The sequence below is a fragment of the Chitinophaga sp. HK235 genome (genome assembly GCF_018255755.1).
Lineage (GTDB): Bacteria > Bacteroidota > Bacteroidia > Chitinophagales > Chitinophagaceae > Chitinophaga.
Window position 1 is genome coordinate 912,098 of the sequence record NZ_CP073766.1, and the last position, 23,402, is coordinate 935,499.

Sequence of the window (23,402 nt, forward strand, 5' to 3'; positions counted from 1 at the left end):
GTTGCATTTTATAGTGTCATCTTCCGGTTGCCGGAAAGCTTTTCTGCGTTGAACCAAAAATAAAACCCGCTTTACCGTAAAAACTATTCAACTATTTATTATCTTAGTAGGATCCTCATCGCAGCAACCAATTTATTTTAACCATATGACCGCGTCATTACAGTTCGAGAATGTTTCCGCCATATTAGCGGAAAATCCGGGAATATTTGGTAAGCCAGCAGCAGAAGAGTTATTGGGTCTCACTCATGGAGACGTAGTTTGTTTGTTTTTTGTTGTAGGCTTTAGCAGTACCCGTGGCCACAAATCAGAAAGAATACTGGTAAAGATCACCGATATGCAGCATCACTGCTATAAAGGTGCCTTGCTTACCCCATCGAAGTACCGGCACGACCTGCAACCCGGTGACGAAATCACTTTCCACAGCGAGCACATAGCCGCTGTGCTGGCGGAAAACTTCGCCGCAATTACCCCCTAAGAATGTCGTATTTACACAACGTTGATTACCATAATTGACAGTAAGTTTGTACCAGCAAATCACGCAACAGTTTTCCGGAAGCGTTGCGGGATCTGCAGAAAATCACTATCGATTAAAATCCTAAACAAACTACTACTATTATGACAACGACCATAACACCTTCGAAATCTGCACGCTTAACCGGTAGAATCATCAGCATCCTTGTAATTTTATTTGCGCTGGTAGACGCTATCATGAAAGTATTCAAAGCAGGGCCTTCGATGGAAGGCTCCACCGCATTGGGTTGGCCAGCCGACCAGGTGCAGTTTATAGGTATCCTTTTACTCATCGGAACCATTCTGTACGCTATCCCGCGTACTGCCATACTGGGCGCCATTATCATTACCGCTTACCTGGGCGGAGCGGTAGCCATTATGGTAAGGGTAGCACAACCTTACTGGTTCCCTGTTCTTTTCGGAATATTAACCTGGGCAGCCCTCTATCTTCAGGACACCGGCTTAAGGAACATGATCCCCATGCGCAAAGATTAATTTACGGCAACCATGAACAATATCAGCCGGGAAGCAGGAGTATCCTGCTTCCCGGCTTTTTTATCAGGCGGCACCTTAAAGAAGGGATTTATATCAGCGGTGGACATCTGGCCGATATACCTCCATGAGCATGTCAGGATTATTCAACTGTTTAAAGCCATAGTTGCCGTAAAGTGTATGTGCATCTTTTGTATTCAGCATCAGCCGCCGCAATTTAGCCACCCATGGCTCATCCGTCATATGCTGCATCATCTTTTTGGAAATACCCCTCCCCCTATATTCCGGTAATACAAACACATCTGCCAGCCAGCCAAAAGTGTGATAGTCCGTAATCACCCGGGCAAAGCCAATCTGCTTGTCTCCCATAAATGCCCCGATACAATAGGAATGCTCCAGCGACGCTTTCACCAGGTCGTAAGAGATACCTTGCGCCCAATAAGAATCGTGGCTCAGGTAATGGTGGATAGCAGGGATATCCATCTGTGCTACTCCTGTCTTAATTTCTATCTGATTAATCATTCCAGAAAATTTTCAGCAAAAATGACTAATAACACAATATGGACACAGTTACAATTTTATTATTTTTGATGGACACAGTTAAAAACTGTTGAGATGATGACCAAAGATTACAAATACCAGCATATAGCGCAGAACATTACCCGACTGATAAAAACCGGTGTATTAAAGCCCGGGGATAAACTTCCATCCATCCGCACTATCTGCCAGGAACAGGGGATCAGTATGAATACGGCCAAACGGGTATATCTGGAACTGGAGAGCAAGGCGCTGATCATATCACGGCCACAATCCGGATATTTTGTAGCACAGGTACCACTGAGGCAGCTGCCACTGCCGGCAACAAGCCATCCATCCGGCAAAGACAGCCGTCCCCTGCCGGTACAGCTGGTCAGCCATGTTTACAAAGACATGGGCAAAAAGAACCTGACCCTTTTCTCCATCGGTATACCAGCGCCGGAACTGCTGCCAGTGGCCAAACTCAACAAATGTCTGCTCAAGGCTTCAAGGGAGTTGAAAGAAAGCAGCGTTGGTTACGAGTCCTTACAGGGCAACGAAAAACTACGACGGGCCATTGCACGCCGTTCTTTCATGTGGGGCGGCAGTCTCAGCCCGGATGATATTATTACCACCAGTGGTGGCATGAATGCCATCAGCCTGTGTATGATGGCCCTTACCAAAAGCGGTGACACTATCGCTACAGAGAGTCCGCTATACCCTGGCATACTGCAGTTGGCGCAGAGTCTGGGTCTGCGGGTATTAGAACTGCCTACTCATCCGCAAACCGGTATAGACCTGCAGGCGCTGAAGACTGTTGTAAAAGAAATCGATCTCTGTTTGCTGGTGACCAATTTCAGTACACCACTGGGCTGCTGTATGCCCGATGAAAATAAAAAGGCGGTAGTGGAGCTGCTGGAGAAACATCATGTTCCCCTGATAGAAGATGATATTTACGGTGACCTTTACTTTGGGCCATCACGGCCTGTTTCCTGTAAATCGTTTGATAAAACAGGTAACGTATTATGGTGTAGTTCCGTTTCCAAAACATTGGCACCGGGTTATCGCGTGGGCTGGGTTTCTCCGGGCAGATATAAGGAACAGCTACTCAGATTAAAACATCTTCATGTGCTTTCCAACACCACCATCACACAGGAGGCTGTAGCCGGTTTTCTGGAAAGCGGCGGTTATGATCATCACCTGCGCAGATTAAGAGACATCCTGCAAACTAACTGTATACACTATACGAATACCATTGCCTCCTGTTTTCCGGCAGGTACCCGTATATCGCGGCCACAGGGCGGTCTTTCGCTGTGGGTGGAGCTGCAGAAGGGAACAGATGCAGCGGTGCTTTACGAGGCTGCTATCAGACAGAAGATTAGTATTGCACCAGGACGTATGTTTACCTTGCAAAAACAGTTTGACAACTGTATGCGCCTGTCACTCGGGCTGCCCTGGACGGAGCAGCTGCAGCGGAGATTACAGCAACTAGGCAAGATTGCAGGGCAACTGTAGATTTTATAATTCCCCAAAATCATAACGGTCTATCATTAACTGCATTTCACTTTCCGTTCTGCAGGAAAGAAAAAGGCTTTCTCCTACTCCGCCCTGCGGGTCAGGGAAATACCACACCAGCTTGTCACTGCTCCAGTATATGATTAGATTGTTAGGTTGATCCACCACTTTTTCCCAATGAGTGGCAAGGTCCTGCAACACTACAGTTATCATTGCATCATCTATATCATTGTACAGAGAAGCCATGTAGTTGTAACCTCCCTGGGCAAACTGATAATACAAACATATCTCCAGAAAAGCCTGCAGGCTTGCATCTTCGGCATACCATACCTTATCCGGTACAGGACATTGATATACTGTTTCGGGCGCAGCAAGAGAGATACCCCATACACAAACACCCTGGTTTTCTTCCAGAAAAACAAGTTTATCATCCTCTACATACAACTTATCCAGTGGAGCAAAATGCTGGAAAACATCCATCACGTCCTCGTTACGACCAGCACACAAATAAAATGTTTGCAGTAACTCCGGTAGTTTTACTGACAGCCGGGTTTCGGTATCCTGTATCATTGTAATACTCACTCCATCCTCTGCGCTGAGATTTCTCCCCAGTAATCTTTCAATAATAAATCTTATACTATTTTCCATATTTACAAAAATGCGATAAAATAATTTACCAATTTAAAACTGCAGAGGCGGCATAGAAATTGTTATTAAACAGTTACCAAAATTTTCATTCCTATGTCCGCCAAAACAATGTTAGCCAGTCTGTGCATAATAGCGACCAACGTATTTGCACAACCATCTTCTCCAAGCGTTCAACGCAGCGAGCCTTTCCCAGAACCCACTTCCGGTGCCAACCGACTACTATTCATGCCGGATGGACATACGCTTTTCTTCCGCTTCACACCCAGACAGGGCATTGAGGTCACGGTTTACAATCCGAACCATCAGGTCAGTGCAACAACCCGTTCGTCTATCCGATCCTGGAACAACAGGCGGATGTACACATCACAACTGCGAGGGCTATACGCCATCAATGGACAGGCAGTGGTATTCCTGGAGCAGCATATCCATCTGAAGCCCGCCTTGTACCGGCTTATATTCGATGCCCATAGCGGTGCCTTGTTATCGGATACACTGATAGCCCGTCTTTCCAGACCACGCATGATTAATCATCCCATCTCCACCAATCCGGAAGAGACACCTGCATTCGTGATTAAAAAAGATCCGGACAGTGACTTTTACGGTATAGCTATGACCAACATGCGCACCCGAAATGCAGCAAAACGTATACGTACACTACATTTCAGCCCGCATCACACGCTGCTCAACGATGCGTTTTTTGAGGTCCCCGACAATCACCTTAAACACATCGACCTTGCTGACATGCATGTAAACGCCGATTCAGCCGTATTTCTGGCAACATTCGCCTATAACAACGGATTGTTTTATACCCGGAATTCCCGTATTATCATCGGCAAACTAAAACCCGGATACCAGTCTTTTCAAACAGCAGTACTGGAACACACCGCCAACATGCAGGTGCAGAATGCAGCACTGCAATACAACCATCAGGATGGCCATATCTATCTGCTCACTACGGTTCAATCACGCACCACAGAAGAAAAGGCTATCATGCGCACCAATCTGATCAATCGATTTGCGCTGCTGATGAATGTAATAAATCCGGACAGCCTGACTGTTAAAAACCATTATTTTGTCCGTCACAATTTGCTGGATACATACGCCCAGCAACATCTCCGGTACAAGTATCCTTATTATGGTGAGATACAGGATTTCAGGCTCAATCCCGACGGCTCGGTACAACTGCTCATGGAAGAAACCGATGTGACCGGCCGGACTAGTTATGACAGCAGCCGTCTCCACCACATTAAAACTCCTACCACCAATACGATAACCCATCTGGGTGGAATCGGTCTTGTGAAGCTTGACGCTGAAGGCAAAGAGCTGGATGGTTATGCCATTGCAAAAGACCAGAGAGCAGAGGCTTTCATCAATACTTTTGCGCTTAACAAACGTAATCAGTCCGGCTGGACTTTCCGGGCAGCCGACAACTGGATGAACCTTTCCGGCTTCTGTTCCTACGATTTTTTCACCGCTGATGGCAGGGATTATGTGATATATAACGATTATCCGTCCAACAAGGAAAATACCAGCGAGCACTATCGTTCACAGAAAACAGTATCCCTGATATCCCGTACCAACACCGTATGTGCAGTGTATGACGGTCATCAGATCAATAAAACCTGGCTTTACGGAGAGCCCGCTAGCGGAGAATCCCGCTTCACCCAGATGGAGATGATCGCCCGGAAGCCGGATGGGAAATCGTTTGCCACGATGATGATTGAAAGAAAAGAAGGGCACAAACAGGCCTATATCGTTTGGGTAACGCTGTAATATCTTACCTTTACGGCAATATGCCGCACGATCCATATCATAAAATCATAGCGCAGTTAAATGCACTGGTTCACCTGGATGAAGAAGAACAGACACAAGTTCGTTCTTCCTTTGAACCAGTGCATTTTCCCAGGCGCACTATTCTTGTTAAAGAAGGCAGTATTTCCCGTTATATGTATTTTATCAATTCCGGCTACCTTCGCACGTATTATGTAAAAGAAGGGCTGGAAGTGACCAATCATATCAACTGTCCGACGGGCTTTATCACCGCTTTCAGCAGTTATATTACCGGCACACCTTCCTATGAATATCTCGAATGTATTACTGCCTGTGAACTGCTGCGTATCCCCAAAGAGAAGCTGGACGCGCTGTTTGTCAGCAATCACAAATGGGCAGAAGCAGGCCGTATCATTAACGAAAATGTTGTGCTGTATAACGAACAACGTACCCGCGATATCATCAGTAAAACTGCAGAAGAAAGATATCTCCAGCTGCTGGAAGAACATCCGGATTATGTTCATCATGTACCACTGCAATATATAGCCTCTTTTATCGGAGTGAAGCCTGAATCGCTCAGCCGTATCCGCCGGACCTTACAGACACAGGGCTAAAATAAATTCCTAACATAGGTCAAGTAGTCCTGTCTCCAGTCCCCTTAATTTTGCCTTTATCAAGCTGATAAATTATGAAATCACTTAAAGGTAAAACTGTATTGGTCACCGGAGCCTCATCCGGTATAGGAGAAGCATTTGCAAAACAATTTGCGGCATATGGCTGTCATCTGGTGCTTACCGCCCGTTCCGGTGACAAGCTTCATCAGACGGCCCGGGAGCTGAGTAGCGCCTATGGTATACAGGCCACAGTCATCACAGCTGACCTGAGCAGACCTGGTGCAGGCAAGGAGCTGGCCGCGGCCATCTGGCAGCAGCAGCTGGAAATCGATATACTCATCAACAATGCCGGCTTCGGTAAATGGGCTGGTTTTCTGCATGAAACGCCGGAGACCTATCAGGACATGATACAACTCAACACCACCACTATCGTAGAGCTCTCCCACCTGTTTCTGCCTTATATGCTGAAGAAAAAAAGCGGTGGCATTATCAACATAGGCTCTACTGGCTCTTTCCAGCCTGCACCTTATATCGCAGTGTATTGTGCCACCAAAGCCTTTGTACTTAGTTTTTCCGAAGCCCTGTACGGCGAATACCGGGACAATGGCGTTACCGTTACCGCAGTATGTCCGGGTAATACAGAGACTGCTTTTTTCAGGGTGGCCAATGCCAATACCAAAGGGATGCCAGCCGCAACTCCTGAACAGGTGGCCAGCGAAGGTGTAAGGGCTTTCCTGAAAGGTAAAAACTATATTGTCACCGGTGGATGGAGCAACTACCTGCAGTCGCTTTCCTCCCGCTTCCTTCCCCGTAAAGCTGTTATTGGGATTGTGGCCAGCATGTTCAAAAACAGGGTAAGCCATGGCTGATATTTTTGGGTAGTAAGGTAAAAGCGATTATCTTTCTATATATAAAAAACCCTTATGAGCAATACCCGGCAACTCAAAGTAATTGTTACCGGTGCGAGCGGCATGGTGGGTGAAGGCGTGATGCATGAATGTCTGCAGCATCCGCAGGTGGAAGAAGTACTGGTCATCAACCGCAGGCCCTCCGGCATCGTACACCCCAAGTTAAAAGAGATCGTCCATCAGGACTTTTTTAATCTTTCTCCCATTGCAGATCAGTTGCGGGATTATGATGCCTGCTATTTCTGTCTGGGCGTATCTTCTGTTGGCATGGCCAAACAACAATACTACCGGCTTACCTATACGCTCACCATGCATGTAGCAGAAACCCTGAGCCGCAGAAACAGCAATATGATATTCTGCTATATTTCCGGTGCCGGCACAGACAGCTCAGAACAAGGACGCAGTGCCTGGGCCAGGGTAAAAGGTAAAACCGAAAACGACCTGCTGAAACTGCCGTTCAAAAAAGTGTATGCCTTCCGGCCCGGTTTTATCAAACCCACCAAAGGTTTAAAACATGGACATGCTTTTTACCGATACATCAACTGGCTCTTCCCGATAGGAAGAGCCCTTTTCCCCAGCGGTTTTTGTACGCTGGCAGAACTAGGGCGTGCTATGATCAATATAACCCTGTACGGCTACGGACGGCAGATCATCGAAGGAAAAGATATCATAGCGCTAGCCGGAACACCCATCTGAGGTATCGGTAATTTTTATTTATTTTACACCCATGATAACATCCTATCTACCTTCCTATTATGACGGATTGATGAAAAAATATCCGGTGGTGACACAAGAAGAATGGCAGTTGCTGGACAGCATCGCTGTAATTAAACATATCCGTAAAGGAGATTCCTTCCTCCGCTATGGTAAAGTAGCACGTTATTCCGCTTTTGTGATTTCCGGTCTGTTCAAATTTTCCATCCTGGATGAAGAAGGAACAGAAAAAATCATCCGTTTTGGTTTCCCCGATGACTTTCTGGCCAACTGTGAGAGCTACAATAAAAAAGCGCCTTCCGCAATCAGCATTACCGCCATGGAAGATTCCGTAATATTGCGGATCAATATCAAAAGGCTGCAGCCCTTGTATAATCTGCATATGAACCTGTTGCATGTCAACCTCCAGCTGTTTCAGGAAATATCTGAACAACAAACGGAACATCAGCATATCCTGTCTTTAAAAAGTCCACTGCAGCGGTACCGCTTCTTACTGGAAAGACGCCCGGCCATTGTTCAGAAAATATCACTCACCAACATCGCCCGATACCTGTATATCAGTCGCGAAGCCTTGAGCAGAGCGCGTTTATACCTGCTGGACCAGAACCGTAACTTTTGTGATTGAGATCACGGACACAGACATACTGAACTGATAGTTTTGCTATAAAAAAATATGAAGCAAAGCATGATCTTGTTGCATGGTCTTTTTGGCGGGCTTAGTAACTGGCACGGAGTAGTTCAGAATTTTGAATCACGCTATGACATTCACATTCCGCCATTACCTATTTTCGACCAGCATAACCAGGACAATCTCGAATACCTGGTCAACTTCCTGGATAACTATATACAGCAACATCAACTGGAAAAGTTAATACTGATAGGCAATTCCCTTGGGGGCCATGTCGCGATCCTTTATACTCACCGGCATCCGGAGATGGTCGATAAACTAATACTGACCGGCAGCTCCGGCCTTTACGAAAACAATAGCCTGGGCAGCTTTCCCAAACGAGGCAACTATAACTATATCCGGGAACGGGTAGCCTACACGTTCTATGATCCAGCCACTGCAACCGATGCACTGGTAGATGAGGTCTTCAACACTACCTCCAATGCCGCCAAATGCATGCGTATCGTCCGTATGGCCAAATCAGCCCAACGCAATTATGTCGGACCTTTATTGCCAGAGATACCCACCAACACTTTACTGATATGGGGAGAAGATGACAAGATCTCGCCCCCGGATGTAGCACACGAATTTTTACAGTTCCTGCCTAACGCCTCACTGGTGATGCTGCCTAAATGCGGCCATGCCCCTATGATGGAGCTTCCTGAATTATTTAATGACGCACTGGAGCGTTTTCTTCTCTCCCAGGGCTAAAGCCCTGGGCTATATTTGTTTTTTGCCGGAGCGGTGTAATTGGGAATAATTTAGCCTTGAAGCTTTGATAATTTTAGAACTGATATAAGGGGATGATAATTGGCACTGAGGCTTCGATGATTTCCAGGGATGATAATCTAGGATAGGCGATGTCGGCTCTAATGTCACTTCCTGTGAACTTCGATGATTTCCAGGGATGATAATCTAGCCCGTAATTTTTTTCTTCGCAACAGCTGATGTGAATAAAAGAATTACGGGCTAGCTTTTATAATTCCCACAGGGGTTAATATAAACTGACACTAATTTAGCCCAGGGCTTCAGCCCTGGGATTTGGTTCTTTTTTTGGAAAACTAATTTTATTTCTTCAATTTTGATGTTACATAAACGACAGATTTGGAAAAGTACAGAGACAGGATCGAAAAGATAAGTATCGCTATGGAGAGCCTGGGGCTGACCCCGGTGGCTGCGCGCGTGTATATCTATCTGTTGCTCAGTGAGGAACATCAGGCGACCTTTGAACAGATCGTCGATTATTTCAAAGTGAGCAAAAGTGCTGTTTCGAATGCTCTCAAAATGCTGGAGTCTGTAAAGATGATAGAGTCCAAAACCATTGGTGGGCAAAGAAAGCGATACTTTTCCGCCAACCTGCAGACTATCCTCCGGGAAGAATACATGACCGCCAGGGTAAAAGTATTTTTTGATATCATGGATGATATCAGGTCTATCCGGGAGGTAGATGATGCTTTCAGCAAAGAACTGGAAGATGTGTCTATGCTGTATAAGATGATGATGGTGGAAATTCCGATTTTGCTGGAAAGGTGGAGAAGGACCGTTGCTTTGAACAGAAAAGACAAATAGTTTCTTTTTGCCGGTCTTTTAGTTCTTAAAGTTCAGAACTAAAAGAATAACAATGATTCAGATGAAAAAAAGTATCATTTTACATTTGCTGGTTACCTATGCCATAGGATCAGCAGGGCAATCCATGCCCTCAAAGGATACAGCCGCACCTGCCACCACCTGGGATCTACAGCAATGCCTGGATTATGCCAACAGCCACAACAACGAACTCCTCAGCAAAGCCCATTCCGTTAACGCCGCCATCCTGGATAGCAAAGCAGCCTTATTAAAACTAGCTCCCGACATCACCATCAGGGCTGAGGTAGACAACTACTGGAAGATACCTGTACAGGTATTTCCAGGCGAATTGGTTGGCCAGCCTTCCGGCACGTTTGTACCCATAAGGATGGGAACCCCGTGGATGGGCAACTATGGCGCAGATGCAGACCTTCCGCTGGCAGACCTGCAGACATGGCAAAATATCAAACTGGCCAGACTGCAACAACAGTCCGGCCAGAGCGAATACCGCGCCCTGCAACGCAGCCTGCTGAAAAACGTACGGATGGCCTACTACAACGTGCAGCAACAAATGGAATACCTGGACGTATGTAACCGCCTCTATGGGAACTATCACCAGATCCATGATCTGATTACCCTTCAGCTCAATAGGGGTTTTACGGATAAAATCACTTTTAACCAATCGGCCACCTTGCTGAAAACCAGGCAGGAAGCAGTAGACAAAGCACAGGTAGGCCTGGAGGAAGCCTGCCTCGACCTCCGGTTCTGGATGGGTTATCCACTGAATGGCAGATTAACTATTGCTCCTGCAACAGCTTTGCCGCCGCTGGAAATCAGCGGCTACAATACCATACAGCTCCCCGATTACGAAGCAGAGCAACTGAAGGTGCAGGTAGCTAAACAACAGTACCGTAATGCCTATACAGCCCTCTACCCCACCCTGCATTTCAAAGCTTCCTACCAGCAGCTGGGTTTCGGTGATCATCTCAATTTTATTACCCACTCGCCCTGGTTTACCGTAGGTTATGCCGGTATAGCATTACGCCTTCCACTGTCAGCAGCCAATTTCTCCAACCGGCCCCGTAACCAGAAAGCCTTGTGGCTGGCTGCCGCTACGCGGTTCAAACATTACACATCCGAACAGGAGAAAAAATATCTGGACGAAAAATTACTACTGGAAAAAGCTTCACGTGACATACAACGGCAAAAGGAAAACATACGCTTGTCAGAAGAAAATGAAACACTCAGCAGTCAGAAAATCAGCAAGGGTATCATCGATATGATACAGCTCAGAGAAGTACAGCAGGACCTGTATGATGCGCAAACCAAGCTGAATGAAGCCTGGATGGACTTTTACAAACACTTCACTGAACTTAACTACTTACAAAATCAATAAGAACCTGCATGAAAAAGTTTTTGATCATAGCACTCGCTGTTTTCATGGCTGTTGCCTGCAAACAAAAAACCGCTACCTATACGGTACAGTCACGCCCCCTGAACGAAGCGGTATACGCTTCGGGAGAGATCATGCCTGAAGCCTATTATTTCCTGAAGTCCAATGCAGCCGACCTGCTGATGAAAGTGATGGTGAAAGAAGGTGACGCGGTCCATAAAAATGAAGTGCTGGCTGTATTAGGCACTCCCAGCCAGTTGACACAGGAAGACATTCAGCACAGCCAGGTAGCTCTGGCCGGTAAAAATGCACAGCCAGGCTCTTCATCGCTCAGTGAGCTGCAAAAACGTATCGCCCTGGCCAAAGCCCAACAGGAACAGGACGCCCTGAATGCTGACCGTTATACTGAGTTGGCCAAAAGCCAGGCTGTTTCCGAAAAAGATGCAGAACAGGCCCGGATGCAGGCAGCCAGCAGCGCTACAGCATACAAGACATTACAGGAACAATATCTTACTCAGCAACATGAACTGACCGGGAAACTACTACAGGCCCGTCAGCAGCTGGCCGCTACCAGTCAGGGCCGGGAAGGCAAAGTATTAAAAAGTCCGGTTGACGGATATGTATACAAGGTTTATCTCAAAGAAGGAGAACTCGCACAACTGAATGATCCCGTGCTTATGGTGGGTTTACCAGGACAATTCAAACTGGAACTGCTGGTAGATGAACGTGATATCAGCCATGTGAAGATTGGCCAGAAAGTATATTTTGAAACAGACGTATATAAAGGCAAACAGTTTGTGGCAAGTGTCAACAAGATCATTCCACTGCTGCAAAAAGAAAGCCGCAGCTTTCAGGTAGAAGCAGCCGTACAGGATACAGCGCAATTCTACCCTCAATCGTCTGTAGAAGCGAACATCCTTGTGCGGGAACATGTCACCGTATTGGTAGTACCTGCAGACTACCTGCTGAAAGGTGACAGCGTATACCTGCTACAAGGCAGCAAACTTCACAAAACAGCTATCCTTACTGGTATCCGTAACGGCAGCTGGGTGGAAGTTAAATCAGGTCTCAAAGCCGGTGATGTGATCGCTATAAAAGAATGACACATGAAACTGTTTACCAACATAAAACTGGCCGCCTCTATTGCCCTCACGCATATGCGGGCCAGGCTGAAACAAACCATCATTGCCACGGTGGGCGTCACCTTTGGCATTACCGTGTTTATCTTCCTGGTCAGCTTTATACAGGGCTCCAATGATTTTGTGAAGGCCGTGGCCTTTGAACAATCACCGCACCTCCGCCTGTACAACGAAGTACAGACCGCATCCGAAAGTGTATTGGACAAGGCTGAGCCGCATGCCATCAACATCGTGGCCCATGTGAAACCCAAAGATATCCTGCTCAACCTGAAAGACGGCCGGCAGATTGTGCAGGAGCTGCAACAGGACCCGCGCGTAGCCGCTATCTCCGGATCCATCAGCAGCCAGGTCTTTTACCGCCTCGGCTCCAGTACAATCAACGGCTCCATCAATGGTATCCGCTTTGAAGAAGAGAATGCCCTCTTTCATCTTCAGGCCAAACTGCTGGACGGCAGCTTTCAAGACCTGGCTACGCTGCCCAACAGCCTGGTATTAGGCGTAGGACTGGCCAAACGCCTTAATGTAAAAACAGGCGACCGGCTGGAAGTGACCACTGAAAAGGGCAACAACTTTTCCATAAAAGTGGTGGGCATCTTCAAAACAGGCATGACAGACATCGACAAACAGCAGAGTTATGCCAGCCTCAATACCGTGCAGCGTTTTCTGGAAGTGCCAGCCTCCTATATCACCGACATCAAAATAAAACTGCATGATATGGAGCTGGCTCCGGAGATGAGCCGGGAACTGCAGGACAAATACAGCTTTCACGGCTCAGATTGGAAGCAGGACAATGCCGCACTGCTGGAAGGTGATGCGCTCCGTAATATGATCGTTTACGGTGTGGCCATCACCATTTTGCTGGTAGCCGGTTTCGGTATCTTCAACATCCTCACCATGATGATCTATGAAAAAATGAAAGACATTGCTATTTTAAAAGCCATGGGTTTCTCTGATGCTGATATCCGCCGGATCTTCCTGATACAAGCCCTGATCATCGGTATAACCGGCTCTTTGATGGGGCTGGTATTTGGTTTCCTTGCCGCCTATGGCATATCCAAAATGCCTTATAAGAGTGATGTGATGATCACACTGGACCATATGCCCGTCAGCTTCAGTATCGTATATTACGTTACCGGCTTTACTTTCGGTATTCTCACCACTACCCTGGCGGGCTACCTGCCTTCCCGCAAAGCCGCCAATGTAGATCCTATCACTATTTTAAGAGGATGACCATGAACCTGATAGAAGTAAGGAACGTCAACAAGTATTTTTTTCAGCCGGCACGCTTACAGGTGCTGACGGATGTGAATTTTGATATAGAACAGGGAAAGTTTATTTCTATTACCGGCAAATCCGGCAGTGGCAAGTCCACCCTGTTATATCTGTTATCCACTATGGACACAGATTTTGATGGCAGTATCCGCATCAACCATGAAGAGATGCGTGGCAAGAAAAACGGATGGCTGGCCGATTTCAGGAACCACCATATTGGCTTTGTGTTTCAGTTTCATTATCTGCTGCCTGAGTTCAGTGTGCTCCGGAACGTGATGCTGCCGGCCCTCAAACTGGCCAGGTACAGCCCTGCAGAAATTGAGCATCGGGCTATGGACATCCTGCAGCTGCTGGACGTGTCAGAACAAGCCACCAAACGGGCTTCTCTCCTTTCCGGTGGCCAGCAGCAGCGGGTAGCCATTGCCCGTGCACTGATCAACGAGCCGCTGATCATCATGGGTGACGAGCCTACCGGTAATCTGGACAGTCATAACGCCGCTATCGTATTTGACCTCTTTAGACAATTATCTGCCGAAAAAGGACAAACCATACTCACTGTTACCCATGATGAAGATTTCGCGCGGCGTTCAGACCATATTATTCACCTGGTAGATGGCAGCATTGCGAATGGAACAAGTAACTCACGTTAAAGACTACACGATTCATTAATCCCCAAAGCTATCAGATTAAATTATTATTCCCCAAGCCAATAAGAAGGCTAATATCAATTTTAGCCCAGGGCTTCAGCCCTGGGAAATTGTTGTAAATTGTTGATACAAATACAGCTGTTATGCTCTCTACGCACCATCAGGTCTTTATTGAAGTAGCCAGAGAGAAAAGTTTCTCCAAGGCCAGTCAGACGTTGTTTATATCGCAGCCAGCCATCAGCAAACATGTGAAGTACCTGGAAGAGTATTACAGGACCAGACTTTTTGAGCGCAAAGGCATACAGATTTCACTGACGGATGCCGGCAGTTATTTACTGAAGCGTTTGTTACAGGTAGAAAACATACAGGCGGAAACGGAGTTTGAGATGGCGGCCTTCAGTGACAAGCATCAGGCCAAAGGTGTGCTGAAACTGGGTGCCAGCACTACGGTGGCCTTGTATATTCTGCCCAAAGTGCTTTCCGTATTTCAGCAGGAATATCCGCAGGTGGAGATCAATCTGCTGAATCGCAATGCGGAAATTGTGCTGGAGGCATTGCTTAACCAGGATATCAACCTGGGTATTATTGAAGGCCGGGGAAAGCTGACGAATGTGGTGTACCATCCGTTTATCAACGACCAGGTGATTGCAGTTTGTGGGCGGAAAAGTGATTTTTCAAAGACCCGGCACTATCCTTTAAAAGCGGTACTGCAGATGCCGGTAGCCTTGCGGGAAAGAGGCAGCGGTACGCTGGAAGCACTGAAGTATGCTTTACAAAAAAACAAGACCGGCATCAACGATCTGCAGGTAAAAGCGCGGCTGGGTGGCACCGAAGCATTAAAGAACTTCCTGATAGAATCGGGCTGTATTGGTTTTCTGCCCAAACGTTCGGTGCTGAAGGAATTAAAACAGGGAGATCTTACGGAAATTTTCTTCGAAGGGTTGCATATAGAACGAAGTTTTTACTTCATTCAGCGTAAGGGAGAAACCAATGAACTGAATAAAAAACTGATTCGCTTCGCCAGAAGCATTTATAACCAATAGTTATAGGTTATAACCAAAACGACATCTGTTTGTTATAGGTCATTCCTACATTTACAGGGAATGACTATTACACGAAAAAACATATCATTGGCTACTGCATTGCAGTGTCCCCGTTGCGGAAGGTTATACGAAACAGGGATATTGCAATCTTATGCCACCTGTTGTCAGCAACCGCTGATAACAATCTATAGTGGTGATTTACCAGACCCTTCCTTTCTGAACGGACGGGAGCATACTATATGGCGGTACCGGGAGATGCTGCCGGTGATGGACCCATGGTACATTGTAAGCCTGGGCGAAGGCGGAACACCTTTGCACAGGTTATCTGCTGTGAGCCGGAAACTGGGAGTACGGGTACTGTTAAAGGATGAAAGTATGAATCCCACCGGTTCTTTCAAAGCAAGGGGCATCAGTGTGGCCGTATCCAAAGCGCTGGAACTGGGCGTCAATCACTGTATCATGCCCTCTGCCGGCAATGCCGGCGGTGCCCTGAGCGCCTATTGCGCCAAAGCAGGTATCAAGGCCACCGTTATAATGCCGCGGCATACGCCCGCCACTTTACAGGAAGAATGCCGTTTGCACGGCGCAGAGCTGATACTGACAGACGGTCTGATAGACCGCTGCGGTCAGATAGCCCGGCAGCTGGTAAAAGAAACCGGCGCCTTCGATATGTCTACGCTGAAAGAGCCCTACCGGCTGGAAGGAAAAAAAACCATGGGTTACGAAATAGCGGAGCAGCTGCACTGGCAGCTTCCCGACGTCATCATATATCCTACCGGCGGCGGTACTGGCCTGATAGGCATGTGGAAAGCCTTCAGGGAAATGCAGCAGCTGGGCTGGATTGGTAGCAAGCTACCCAGAATGATCATTATTCAATCTCAAAATTGTGCACCTATGGTTCAGTACATTGAAAACGGAAACCTCCCTGAAGATTTTCAGGCCTATCCCTCGAAAGCCTATGGTCTGGCTGTTCCACAGCCTTTTGCAAAAGACATGATGCGGGAAGTAATTCAGCAAAGTGATGGTAAAGCCCTTACCATAACAGAAGAGGAAATGGAAGAAGGCATCCGGGAAATGGCCACCACCGAAGGTATACTATTATCACCGGAAGGTAGCGCCACCTATATGGGACTCAAAAAACTCATTGAAAAAGACTGGGTCCAGGAAGATGAGGAAGTGCTGTTGTTTAACACCGGCTCATGGTACAAATATCGCTAATGATCACCTGTTCTATCAACAATATCAAGCCGCGCGACGCTCATGTTTGCGCGGCTTCTCACACTTATACGCTTACCTCGCATTATGCTGCTTTATTTTCCTTCCTCCCTGCCTTCAAATAAGGCTGCCAGGAATTTTTTGGATTTAATGCTTTCATACTTAAAAGCCCCCAGTGTAACAGCATATACAAACAAACACAACAACACCTGTGGCAAAAAAGGGATATTCCCCAACATACCCAGCGGAATGATATTCTCTCCGGTGCTTGATTTAACACTAAACAAAATCACGGACATCAGCAGCATCCAGATCGCCAAAAAAGCGTAAACAAATACCGCCATCGTCATCTTTATTTTTATCGCAGTATGCACTACTTCATGCGTAACCACACCGGTGATCTCCGGCAGAAAAGAATTACGATAGTTGATAATCCGCTTTATCACAAATTTATTCCCCTGAAAAGTCCCTTCATAAGGCCTGTCTGGGTCTGACTGCGACCCAAAACTGAAGGAAAATGTGCGGCGTTTTAAATTCAGTTTTTCTTCCAACCTTCTCTTCACTTCTTCCGGGGACAAATAGGTTATAAGAGTATAATCTTCAAATGGTACAAATTTCACAGGTATTGGTTTGGGTTATATAAGATTATTTAATAGGTATTATAAAAAACGGCTGTATCCTTCATTTTTCTCTTTTCCCATTGTAAGAGTTCCAGCTCCGGTGAAGTATAAAATCCATCTGTATATCCCAGGCATAAATAGGCTACCAGTTTGTTTTCTTCCGGTGCTTTTAATATATTTTTTACCTGCTCAGGGTCCAGAATACTCACCCATCCTACCCCTACATTCAGTGCTCTGGCCATCAGCCAGATATTTTGCACAGCACATACTACGCTGTACAAACCTACTTCCTCCATGGAAGTTTGCCCTAACACCGGCTTGCCGGCCGGCTTATAAAAGACGGCAATATTTAACGGTGCTTCCAGAATCCCTTCCAGCTTCAGCCGGATATATTCCGGTTGTTTATCTGCATCAAACAACGAAATGGCTTTTTCATTTTCTGCTGCAAAGCTGTCTCTTATCTGCTGCTTTAAGTGATTGTCTTCAATCAGCACAAACTCCCATGGCTGGGAGAAACCTACTGAGGGCGCATGCAAGGCGGCATCCAGTATTTTATTGAGTGTATCAGGGGCAATGGGTTTATCAAGAAAACGGTTACCCCGTACATCACGTCTGTTAACAATAACATCTTCCAGAACAGTAGCTTCTGCCGCCGTGAACAATTTACCATTTAGTATATCCATATGGTCTTCAATGATCATCGAAGATATTGACTTCAATTTAATTTATCCAATTTCAATTAAACAGCCTGAGGTTGTCTGATAACATTTCCGGCAGTAAACTGTTTCATAGACAAGGAGACACGCAATAAGAATGTCGCAAATCTCCTCTTTAAAGTCGTCCTATCCCCCCAGAGTACAGTATAAACCGTTTTACCTTTGAATGACCCCCTACTATTATTCAATAGTTATTAAACTAAAAAATTATGGCAAAGAAAATCATTTCCCAAAGGATTACACCGCATTTATGGTTTGAAAAACAGGCGGAAGAAGCCGCGAAGTTTTATACCAGCATCTTCCCCAACTCATCAATAGGCCGTATTTCCCACTACACCAAAGCAGGCTTTGAGATTCATCACATGCCGGAAGGCACTGTGCTCACCGTAGAGTTCACCCTCGACGGGCAGGAGTTTCTGGCACTCAATGGCGGGCCTGTGTTTCAGTTCAACGAATCGGTTTCTTTTTTGGTAAACTGTGAAAATCAGGAAGAGATCGATTATTACTGGGAAAAGCTCCGGGTAGGTGGCGACCCTAAGTCAGACCAATGTGGATGGCTAAAAGATCAATTCGGTCTGTCCTGGCAGGTGGCACCCGTACAGCTGGCTGATATGATGGTGGACAAGGATATCAACCGGCTGAACCGGGTAATGGCTGCTCTTTTCAAAATGAAAAAACTGGACCTCCGGGCACTGGAAGAAGCCTACGGCACTTCTATCCCTGCCTGATAACGGTCATGGATATACTTTTTCAGAAAAAAACCTATCCCCTGGTGATCTTTCTGAACACGATAGTTCTTCGTGTTACGAAGCCCATATGTTCATACAGGCGAATGGCCCGTTCATTTGCCACCGACACATGCAGCATGGAGGTCACGCCTTCTTCGGCATGCTGGTGGCAAAGCCGTGTGATCAACTGCTGCGCATAACCTCTACCGGTATAGGCAGGATCTGTTACGATGGCGCTCAGTTCGGTAAAGCCGCTCATACGCATCCGTTCTCCGGCCATGGCCACCAGCCTGCCTTCCTGCCAAATGCCATAGTAGGTGCCCAGCAAACGGGTACCCGGATTATAATAACCTGGCTGTACCTTGTTAACCAGATCATACATAGCAGTGGCATCATCGGCTGTCAGCATGGTAATGGTTGCCGGTTCCTTTACAGGAAGGACCACCTGTGACCGCAGTACCATTTGCGCACAGGGCAACTCATTTACTATCTGCCAGTCTGCCGACAGCACAGGCAGCTCACCGATCAGATAAAAAGATTCCCCTTCGTTTATCCATGGCTGCAACTCTTCCAAAGCACTTTGTTTTGCATCTTCGCAGGCAATAAAGGAAAGAATCTCCTTCCGGTATCTTTTCACCCGCTCCGTTCCCATCGACAAAGGTGCCTGGGTGGTTGTCAGCGCGCTCCATGCCGGATTATCCAATAATATCTCACTCATAATAAAAGCCCGCAGGGCTGCAATGTTTTAAATTCAATATAAAGTTTACAAGCTATAAAAAATTTAATAAAACCAACAGCAGCCTGTAAGATGTATGCTGTACATTTTCGCGCTGTCAGCAGCTACATTCACCTTCTTCCCGTAAGATCTTCATCCTAACTTTTCATGATGATTTCTTTGTTCATACCTAATTCCTGCAAAGAGATTGCAGGAATTTTATCTTTCTGTTAAATGTACATGACAAGCATCTGCTATAAAATGTTTTTTAGTGAATGACACTACACTTTTAATCTTATTTTTTTATTATATTTACTGTGAGCTTCGCCAACTAGACAAAAAAACAGTCACAATCCCTAAACGGAGCCACCATTGAACACAAGATCAAACCCGTAAAAGACATGCTTACCTGCGCACTTTAGACACATTTGAAAGGAAACGTGCGACCCTCAAAAAACTATTGAAAATCTTATTTAATGCTAGACATGTACATTCACAACAAAATCCTATCCGGCTTTATCCATTTTTTAGGAAGACCATTATTTGCCGGCACCAAAGACTTCACTTACAAGGAAGACAAGAGACCTGTCATTCTGGTAAATGCATTGGGACTGCTCATGACCATCCTGGTACTGGGCATTGGATCTTATTTTTATTCTCTGCATCCCAGTATGGTGATTCTCCTCCCCATTTTGATTGAGGCAGCTGCCTTTATTTATGTGATCGTTTTAAACCATTTAAAAAAATATTTCAAGGCCAGTCTGGTGATGCTCATCGCCAACAGTGTTTTTGCGGTGTACTGGAGTACTGTTTTTGGAACGGCCATCCCTATAGATCTGGTGATGGCTTTTCTGGCCACGATCGTTTTCCATCTGTGCAGCACCTTTTTCCTGAGCAAGGAGCGAAAGGTACTGGTATCCTGTCTGATCATCACGGTGATTGCCCTGATACTGGTACAGGTCAATCAGCGGCAGCGTTTCATCGCTCCGCTGGAACTGGCTCCGGATACAGCCTATATCATACATTTAATCACCTCCTCCGCTTTTCTGGCATTGATCATTCTGGTGATGTCTTCCTATATCGGTAAGATTCATGCGCTGTTGTATTCTGAAAGAAAACTAAAAGATGCTTCTGTTGCCAAAAGCACCTTCCTGCGTGAAACGTACCATGAGCTCAGAACGCCGCTGAATGCCATTTACGGCATCGCACAGCTGCTGCAGCTCAGACGAAATGGTTATAGTGCAGAAGAAAAAAGGGAAATCGACGATCTGTATTCTGCCTGTTATATTGCCCGAAACATCATCAACAATGTGCTGGACATGTCGCGTATTGATGCAGGCAGATTTAATACTGTTACCAAAGAATCCCTTAACCTGAAGGAGTGTGTGGGACATTGCACCGCTATCAATCAGTATATCGCACTTTCCAGGGGTATTACCATCCGGGAAAGTTTTGACGAACAATTACCGGCTATCATCAACAGTGATAAGATCATCCTCACCAAAATCATCAACAACCTGCTGTCTAATGCTGTGAAATTTGCCACAGGCAATAGTTACGTAGAAATCCGATGTCAGCGTGAGCATCATCAGGTAATATTCAGGGTGATCAACCAGGGCAGCATTAACCATGAAAAAGCTGCTCAGATTTTTGAAGCTTTTGTATCTGAGCGCAACCAGATCACCGAAGGTACCGGGCTGGGGCTCTCCATCACCAAACACCTGGTAGAACTGCTAGGCGGACAGATATTTATTGAGCCGGATGAAAAGCATACCCATACCATCATTGCTTTCACACTACCCCTGGAAGCCGCCAGAGGCAAAAGCAGTACAGCCAGCAAACAGCACTATCGCAGAAACGTATTTCCTGGTGCCACCGCGCTGGTGATTGAAGATGACCCTATCAGCAGTTCGCTGCTCACCAAGATACTCACGCATATGGGCCTTACCTCTACCCTCTGCCATACAGGCGAGGAAGCTATGGAGCTGATACAAATAGAAAGACCCGATGTAATCATCTCAGATCTGCATATGTCCAATATGAGCGGAAAGGAACTGCTTCAGCATTTACGCAGCCATCCCCTCTTCAAAGACATTCCAGTGCTGATTGTATCCGGAGATGCTTTTACTTCCGTGAAGGAAGACATACTAAGAGCAGGTGCCAACGCCTATATTTCCAAGCCTGTGCATTTTAATGAACTGTACCTGGCCTTGTCCAGGCACCTGCCTCAGTTTCAGGCGCAGGCATAATATCTGCTATTACCGTTTGTTTGCACCTTGATATTTGTTAATCCCCGGATTCATTTCCGGTGCCATATTGCGCACCCGGGCATGTGTATTTATTTTATCAGGCAGGTCCCGACTCATGGATATTACCGGCTGACCAGAAATTTGCAAATTCTTTCCATTAATTTCGTATTTTCTTGCGCCCCAATATGGGCTATGGATACAAGCATCTATTTGTTGTACTAAATACATTACTATGAAAACAGGATTAGCGCTGACATTGTCAGACAGCAAGCCTTTAAAGAAGTTAGGCCTGTTCCTTTTGCTTCCGTCTGTCATGCTGGCTCTTCACAGTTGCCATAACAACGCTCAGCCGCCGACAGCCGGACTGACAGCCGACAGTGGCAACGTAGGACTGCAACTCCCCGAAGGATTTGGCGCCCTGCGGTTTGCCGACAGTACCGGCAACGCCAGGCACCTGACCGTCAACAAAAACGGAGTGGTGTTTGTGAAACTGGAATCACCGGTGAAAGGCAACGGCATCGTAGTGCTGACTGATAAAAACGGGGATGGTCGTGCAGATGAGCATAGCGGCTTCGCGCCGTATGGTGGCACCGGCATAGCCATTAAAGATGGTTATCTGTATGCCTCTTCCAACACCAGCGTATTTCGCTACAAACTCAACGACAAGCTGGAAGTAGCAGACCCTCAGCACCCGGACACGCTGGTTAGTGGCCTGATAGACCGCGGTCAGCACAACTCCAAATCCATTGCACTGGATAATAACGGTAACCTCTATGTGAATATCGGTGCACCTTCCAATGTATGCCAGGAAAAAGACCGTACCAAAGGCTCTCCCGGTATGCAGCCCTGCCCTTTACTGGACTCTGCAGGCGGCATCTGGGTATTTAAAGCCAACGAGCTGCATCAGGGTTATCACAACGGCAAACGATACGCTACCGGCCTTAGAAACGTGGTGGGCCTCGACTGGAACCAGGCTACCAACGCGCTGTACGTGATGCAGCATGGCCGCGACAACCTGCACGATTTTTTCCCGGAACTGTATGATGCCAAAACATCCGCAGAACTGCCTGCAGAAACCATGTACAAGCTGCATGAAGGTTCTGATTGCGGATGGCCTTATATCTATTACGATCAGTTCCAGCAGAAAAAAATCATTTCTCCGGAATATGGCGGCGATGGTAAAAAAGCCGTTACCGATAAATACGATGATCCTATCGTAACTTTCCCTGGACACCTGGCTCCTAACGGGCTGCTGTTCTACACTGGCAACATGTTCCCTGAAAGATACAAGAACGGCGCCTTCATCGCCTTCCATGGCTCCTGGAACAGGGCTCCTGAACCACAACAGGGTTTCTTCGTTGCTTTTGTGCCTTTCCAGAATGGTGCTCCTTCCGGTAAATGGGAAATCTTCGCCAAGGGATTTGCGGGCAAAGAAAATATTGTCGCCCCTGGCGATGCTGCCCACCGCCCCTGTGGCCTTGCACAAGGACCTGATGGCTCCCTCTACGTGTCTGACGACAAGATGGGCACCATCTATCGCATTATCTATAAAAAATAATTACTGATATAAAACAAGCCCCCAAAAGACATTGTGCTTTTGGGGGCTTGTTAATTTATATGTGTTAGTAAGATGCTGGCGGAGATGATGGACCCGGATATTCTGTGCAGTAATTTTATCTACCTAAAGATAGACAATCATCCGTTATCGCTTAATACTTATCTTCCGGCCAGGAAACTGATTTTAT

The 23,402-nt window shown here is 46.5% G+C and carries 25 protein-coding genes; 19 read left to right on the top strand and 6 right to left on the bottom strand.

Annotation, left to right across the window (positions count from 1 at the left end; translation table 11 throughout):
• Nucleotides 1–145: 145 nt before the first annotated feature.
• Complete coding sequence (locus KD145_RS03020; RefSeq protein ID WP_212004432.1) at nt 146–475, top strand: hypothetical protein; 330 nt, start codon at nt 146–148, stop codon at nt 473–475.
• Nucleotides 476–615: 140 nt separating this feature from the next.
• Nucleotides 616–1,005, top strand: a complete 390-nt coding sequence (locus tag KD145_RS03025; RefSeq protein ID WP_212004433.1) for a DoxX family protein — start codon at nt 616–618, stop codon at nt 1,003–1,005.
• Nucleotides 1,006–1,098: 93 nt separating this feature from the next.
• On the opposite strand, the gene KD145_RS03030 is transcribed toward KD145_RS03025, so the two are convergent.
• A complete protein-coding gene (locus KD145_RS03030) occupies nt 1,099–1,524 on the bottom strand; it encodes a GNAT family N-acetyltransferase (RefSeq protein ID WP_249219722.1) in 426 nt (141 codons plus the stop codon).
• Between the two features lie 93 nt (nt 1,525–1,617).
• On the opposite strand from KD145_RS03030, the gene KD145_RS03035 reads away from it, so the two are divergent.
• The gene (locus KD145_RS03035) at nt 1,618–3,033 is read left to right on the top strand and encodes a PLP-dependent aminotransferase family protein (RefSeq protein WP_249219723.1); all 1,416 of its coding nucleotides are present in this window, start codon (nt 1,618–1,620) and stop codon (nt 3,031–3,033) included.
• Between the two features lie 3 nt (nt 3,034–3,036).
• On the opposite strand, the gene KD145_RS03040 is transcribed toward KD145_RS03035, so the two are convergent.
• The gene (locus KD145_RS03040; protein ID WP_212004434.1) at nt 3,037–3,681 is read right to left on the bottom strand and encodes a hypothetical protein; all 645 of its coding nucleotides are present in this window, start codon (nt 3,679–3,681) and stop codon (nt 3,037–3,039) included.
• Between the two features lie 93 nt (nt 3,682–3,774).
• Here KD145_RS03040 and KD145_RS03045 point away from each other — a divergent pair, with 93 nt between their 5' ends.
• The 13 genes from KD145_RS03045 (at nt 3,775) to KD145_RS03105 (ending at nt 16,632) form a co-directional block, all read left to right on the top strand.
• The gene (locus KD145_RS03045; protein WP_212004435.1) at nt 3,775–5,454 is read left to right on the top strand and encodes a hypothetical protein; all 1,680 of its coding nucleotides are present in this window, start codon (nt 3,775–3,777) and stop codon (nt 5,452–5,454) included.
• 20 nt (nt 5,455–5,474) lie between these two features.
• On the top strand, nt 5,475–6,065 hold the full coding sequence (locus KD145_RS03050; RefSeq protein ID WP_212004436.1) for a Crp/Fnr family transcriptional regulator: 591 nt from the start codon (nt 5,475–5,477) through the stop codon (nt 6,063–6,065).
• Nucleotides 6,066–6,139: 74 nt separating this feature from the next.
• On the top strand, nt 6,140–6,934 hold the full coding sequence (locus KD145_RS03055; RefSeq protein WP_212004437.1) for an SDR family oxidoreductase: 795 nt from the start codon (nt 6,140–6,142) through the stop codon (nt 6,932–6,934).
• A 54-nt stretch (nt 6,935–6,988) separates the two neighbouring features.
• Nucleotides 6,989–7,669 (top strand): NAD-dependent epimerase/dehydratase family protein, encoded by a 681-nt coding sequence (locus KD145_RS03060; RefSeq protein WP_212004438.1) that lies wholly within the window; start codon nt 6,989–6,991, stop codon nt 7,667–7,669.
• Between the two features lie 31 nt (nt 7,670–7,700).
• Nucleotides 7,701–8,312, top strand: coding sequence for a Crp/Fnr family transcriptional regulator (locus KD145_RS03065; protein ID WP_212004439.1), 612 nt, complete (start codon nt 7,701–7,703; stop codon nt 8,310–8,312).
• 48 nt (nt 8,313–8,360) lie between these two features.
• Nucleotides 8,361–9,065 (top strand): alpha/beta fold hydrolase, encoded by a 705-nt coding sequence (locus KD145_RS03070; protein WP_212004440.1) that lies wholly within the window; start codon nt 8,361–8,363, stop codon nt 9,063–9,065.
• 393 nt (nt 9,066–9,458) lie between these two features.
• Nucleotides 9,459–9,923: a GbsR/MarR family transcriptional regulator gene (locus KD145_RS03075; RefSeq protein WP_212004441.1), complete on the top strand. Its 465-nt coding sequence runs from the start codon at nt 9,459–9,461 to the stop codon at nt 9,921–9,923.
• A gap of 61 nt (nt 9,924–9,984) precedes the next feature.
• Nucleotides 9,985–11,316 (top strand): TolC family protein, encoded by a 1,332-nt coding sequence (locus KD145_RS03080; RefSeq protein WP_212004442.1) that lies wholly within the window; start codon nt 9,985–9,987, stop codon nt 11,314–11,316.
• An 8-nt stretch (nt 11,317–11,324) separates the two neighbouring features.
• A complete protein-coding gene (locus KD145_RS03085) occupies nt 11,325–12,416 on the top strand; it encodes an efflux RND transporter periplasmic adaptor subunit (RefSeq protein ID WP_212004443.1) in 1,092 nt (363 codons plus the stop codon).
• A gap of 3 nt (nt 12,417–12,419) precedes the next feature.
• Nucleotides 12,420–13,682, top strand: coding sequence for an ABC transporter permease (locus KD145_RS03090; protein ID WP_212004444.1), 1,263 nt, complete (start codon nt 12,420–12,422; stop codon nt 13,680–13,682).
• 2 nt (nt 13,683–13,684) lie between these two features.
• Nucleotides 13,685–14,374: an ABC transporter ATP-binding protein gene (locus KD145_RS03095; RefSeq protein ID WP_249219724.1), complete on the top strand. Its 690-nt coding sequence runs from the start codon at nt 13,685–13,687 to the stop codon at nt 14,372–14,374.
• Nucleotides 14,375–14,514: 140 nt separating this feature from the next.
• Nucleotides 14,515–15,414: a LysR family transcriptional regulator gene (locus tag KD145_RS03100; protein ID WP_212004446.1), complete on the top strand. Its 900-nt coding sequence runs from the start codon at nt 14,515–14,517 to the stop codon at nt 15,412–15,414.
• Between the two features lie 60 nt (nt 15,415–15,474).
• Complete coding sequence (locus KD145_RS03105) at nt 15,475–16,632, top strand: threonine synthase (RefSeq protein WP_212004447.1); 1,158 nt, start codon at nt 15,475–15,477, stop codon at nt 16,630–16,632.
• Nucleotides 16,633–16,724: 92 nt separating this feature from the next.
• On the opposite strand, the gene KD145_RS03110 is transcribed toward KD145_RS03105, so the two are convergent.
• Both KD145_RS03110 and bluB read right to left on the bottom strand, forming a co-directional pair.
• Entirely contained in the window at nt 16,725–17,249 is a 525-nt protein-coding gene (locus tag KD145_RS03110) for a hypothetical protein (protein ID WP_212004448.1), read from the bottom strand.
• Nucleotides 17,250–17,278: 29 nt separating this feature from the next.
• Nucleotides 17,279–17,932 carry a 5,6-dimethylbenzimidazole synthase gene (bluB, locus tag KD145_RS03115; RefSeq protein ID WP_212004449.1) on the bottom strand — a complete coding sequence of 218 codons (654 nt, stop codon included), beginning with the start codon at nt 17,930–17,932 and terminating at the stop codon, nt 17,279–17,281.
• A gap of 242 nt (nt 17,933–18,174) precedes the next feature.
• On the opposite strand from bluB, the gene KD145_RS03120 reads away from it, so the two are divergent.
• The gene (locus KD145_RS03120) at nt 18,175–18,693 is read left to right on the top strand and encodes a VOC family protein (RefSeq protein WP_212004450.1); all 519 of its coding nucleotides are present in this window, start codon (nt 18,175–18,177) and stop codon (nt 18,691–18,693) included.
• Between the two features lie 34 nt (nt 18,694–18,727).
• Here KD145_RS03120 and KD145_RS03125 read toward each other — a convergent pair whose 3' ends face one another.
• Nucleotides 18,728–19,411 (bottom strand): GNAT family N-acetyltransferase, encoded by a 684-nt coding sequence (locus KD145_RS03125; RefSeq protein ID WP_212004451.1) that lies wholly within the window; start codon nt 19,409–19,411, stop codon nt 18,728–18,730.
• Between the two features lie 473 nt (nt 19,412–19,884).
• Between KD145_RS03125 and KD145_RS03130 the strand changes: the two genes are divergently transcribed.
• Nucleotides 19,885–21,657, top strand: coding sequence for a hybrid sensor histidine kinase/response regulator (locus KD145_RS03130; RefSeq protein ID WP_212004452.1), 1,773 nt, complete (start codon nt 19,885–19,887; stop codon nt 21,655–21,657).
• A gap of 9 nt (nt 21,658–21,666) precedes the next feature.
• Here KD145_RS03130 and KD145_RS03135 read toward each other — a convergent pair whose 3' ends face one another.
• On the bottom strand, nt 21,667–21,885 hold the full coding sequence (locus tag KD145_RS03135) for a hypothetical protein (protein WP_212004453.1): 219 nt from the start codon (nt 21,883–21,885) through the stop codon (nt 21,667–21,669).
• 4 nt (nt 21,886–21,889) lie between these two features.
• Between KD145_RS03135 and KD145_RS03140 the strand changes: the two genes are divergently transcribed.
• Nucleotides 21,890–23,215: a sorbosone dehydrogenase family protein gene (locus KD145_RS03140; protein ID WP_249219725.1), complete on the top strand. Its 1,326-nt coding sequence runs from the start codon at nt 21,890–21,892 to the stop codon at nt 23,213–23,215.
• Nucleotides 23,216–23,402 lie beyond the last annotated feature (187 nt).

Bases quoted from the DNA above. Each gene is read 5' to 3' on its own strand.
- KD145_RS03130 (WP_212004452.1), top strand. From the start codon at position 19,885: ATGCTAGACATGTACATTCACAACAAAATCCTATCCGGCTTTATCCAT.
- KD145_RS03070 (WP_212004440.1), top strand. From the start codon at position 8,361: ATGAAGCAAAGCATGATCTTGTTGCATGGTCTTTTTGGCGGGCTTAGT.
- KD145_RS03045 (WP_212004435.1), top strand. From the start codon at position 3,775: ATGTCCGCCAAAACAATGTTAGCCAGTCTGTGCATAATAGCGACCAAC.
- KD145_RS03140 (WP_249219725.1), top strand. From the start codon at position 21,890: ATGAAAACAGGATTAGCGCTGACATTGTCAGACAGCAAGCCTTTAAAG.
- KD145_RS03085 (WP_212004443.1), top strand. From the start codon at position 11,325: ATGAAAAAGTTTTTGATCATAGCACTCGCTGTTTTCATGGCTGTTGCC.
- KD145_RS03105 (WP_212004447.1), top strand. From the start codon at position 15,475: ATGACTATTACACGAAAAAACATATCATTGGCTACTGCATTGCAGTGT.
- bluB (WP_212004449.1), bottom strand. From the start codon at position 17,932: ATGGATATACTAAATGGTAAATTGTTCACGGCGGCAGAAGCTACTGTT.
- KD145_RS03065 (WP_212004439.1), top strand. From the start codon at position 7,701: ATGATAACATCCTATCTACCTTCCTATTATGACGGATTGATGAAAAAA.
- KD145_RS03095 (WP_249219724.1), top strand. From the start codon at position 13,685: ATGAACCTGATAGAAGTAAGGAACGTCAACAAGTATTTTTTTCAGCCG.
- KD145_RS03035 (WP_249219723.1), top strand. From the start codon at position 1,618: ATGATGACCAAAGATTACAAATACCAGCATATAGCGCAGAACATTACC.
- KD145_RS03090 (WP_212004444.1), top strand. From the start codon at position 12,420: ATGAAACTGTTTACCAACATAAAACTGGCCGCCTCTATTGCCCTCACG.
- KD145_RS03025 (WP_212004433.1), top strand. From the start codon at position 616: ATGACAACGACCATAACACCTTCGAAATCTGCACGCTTAACCGGTAGA.
- KD145_RS03060 (WP_212004438.1), top strand. From the start codon at position 6,989: ATGAGCAATACCCGGCAACTCAAAGTAATTGTTACCGGTGCGAGCGGC.
- KD145_RS03050 (WP_212004436.1), top strand. From the start codon at position 5,475: ATGCCGCACGATCCATATCATAAAATCATAGCGCAGTTAAATGCACTG.
- KD145_RS03055 (WP_212004437.1), top strand. From the start codon at position 6,140: ATGAAATCACTTAAAGGTAAAACTGTATTGGTCACCGGAGCCTCATCC.
- KD145_RS03040 (WP_212004434.1), bottom strand. From the start codon at position 3,681: ATGGAAAATAGTATAAGATTTATTATTGAAAGATTACTGGGGAGAAAT.
- KD145_RS03100 (WP_212004446.1), top strand. From the start codon at position 14,515: ATGCTCTCTACGCACCATCAGGTCTTTATTGAAGTAGCCAGAGAGAAA.
- KD145_RS03135 (WP_212004453.1), bottom strand. From the start codon at position 21,885: ATGTATTTAGTACAACAAATAGATGCTTGTATCCATAGCCCATATTGG.
- KD145_RS03125 (WP_212004451.1), bottom strand. From the start codon at position 19,411: ATGAGTGAGATATTATTGGATAATCCGGCATGGAGCGCGCTGACAACC.
- KD145_RS03030 (WP_249219722.1), bottom strand. From the start codon at position 1,524: ATGATTAATCAGATAGAAATTAAGACAGGAGTAGCACAGATGGATATC.
- KD145_RS03120 (WP_212004450.1), top strand. From the start codon at position 18,175: ATGGCAAAGAAAATCATTTCCCAAAGGATTACACCGCATTTATGGTTT.
- KD145_RS03080 (WP_212004442.1), top strand. From the start codon at position 9,985: ATGAAAAAAAGTATCATTTTACATTTGCTGGTTACCTATGCCATAGGA.
- KD145_RS03020 (WP_212004432.1), top strand. From the start codon at position 146: ATGACCGCGTCATTACAGTTCGAGAATGTTTCCGCCATATTAGCGGAA.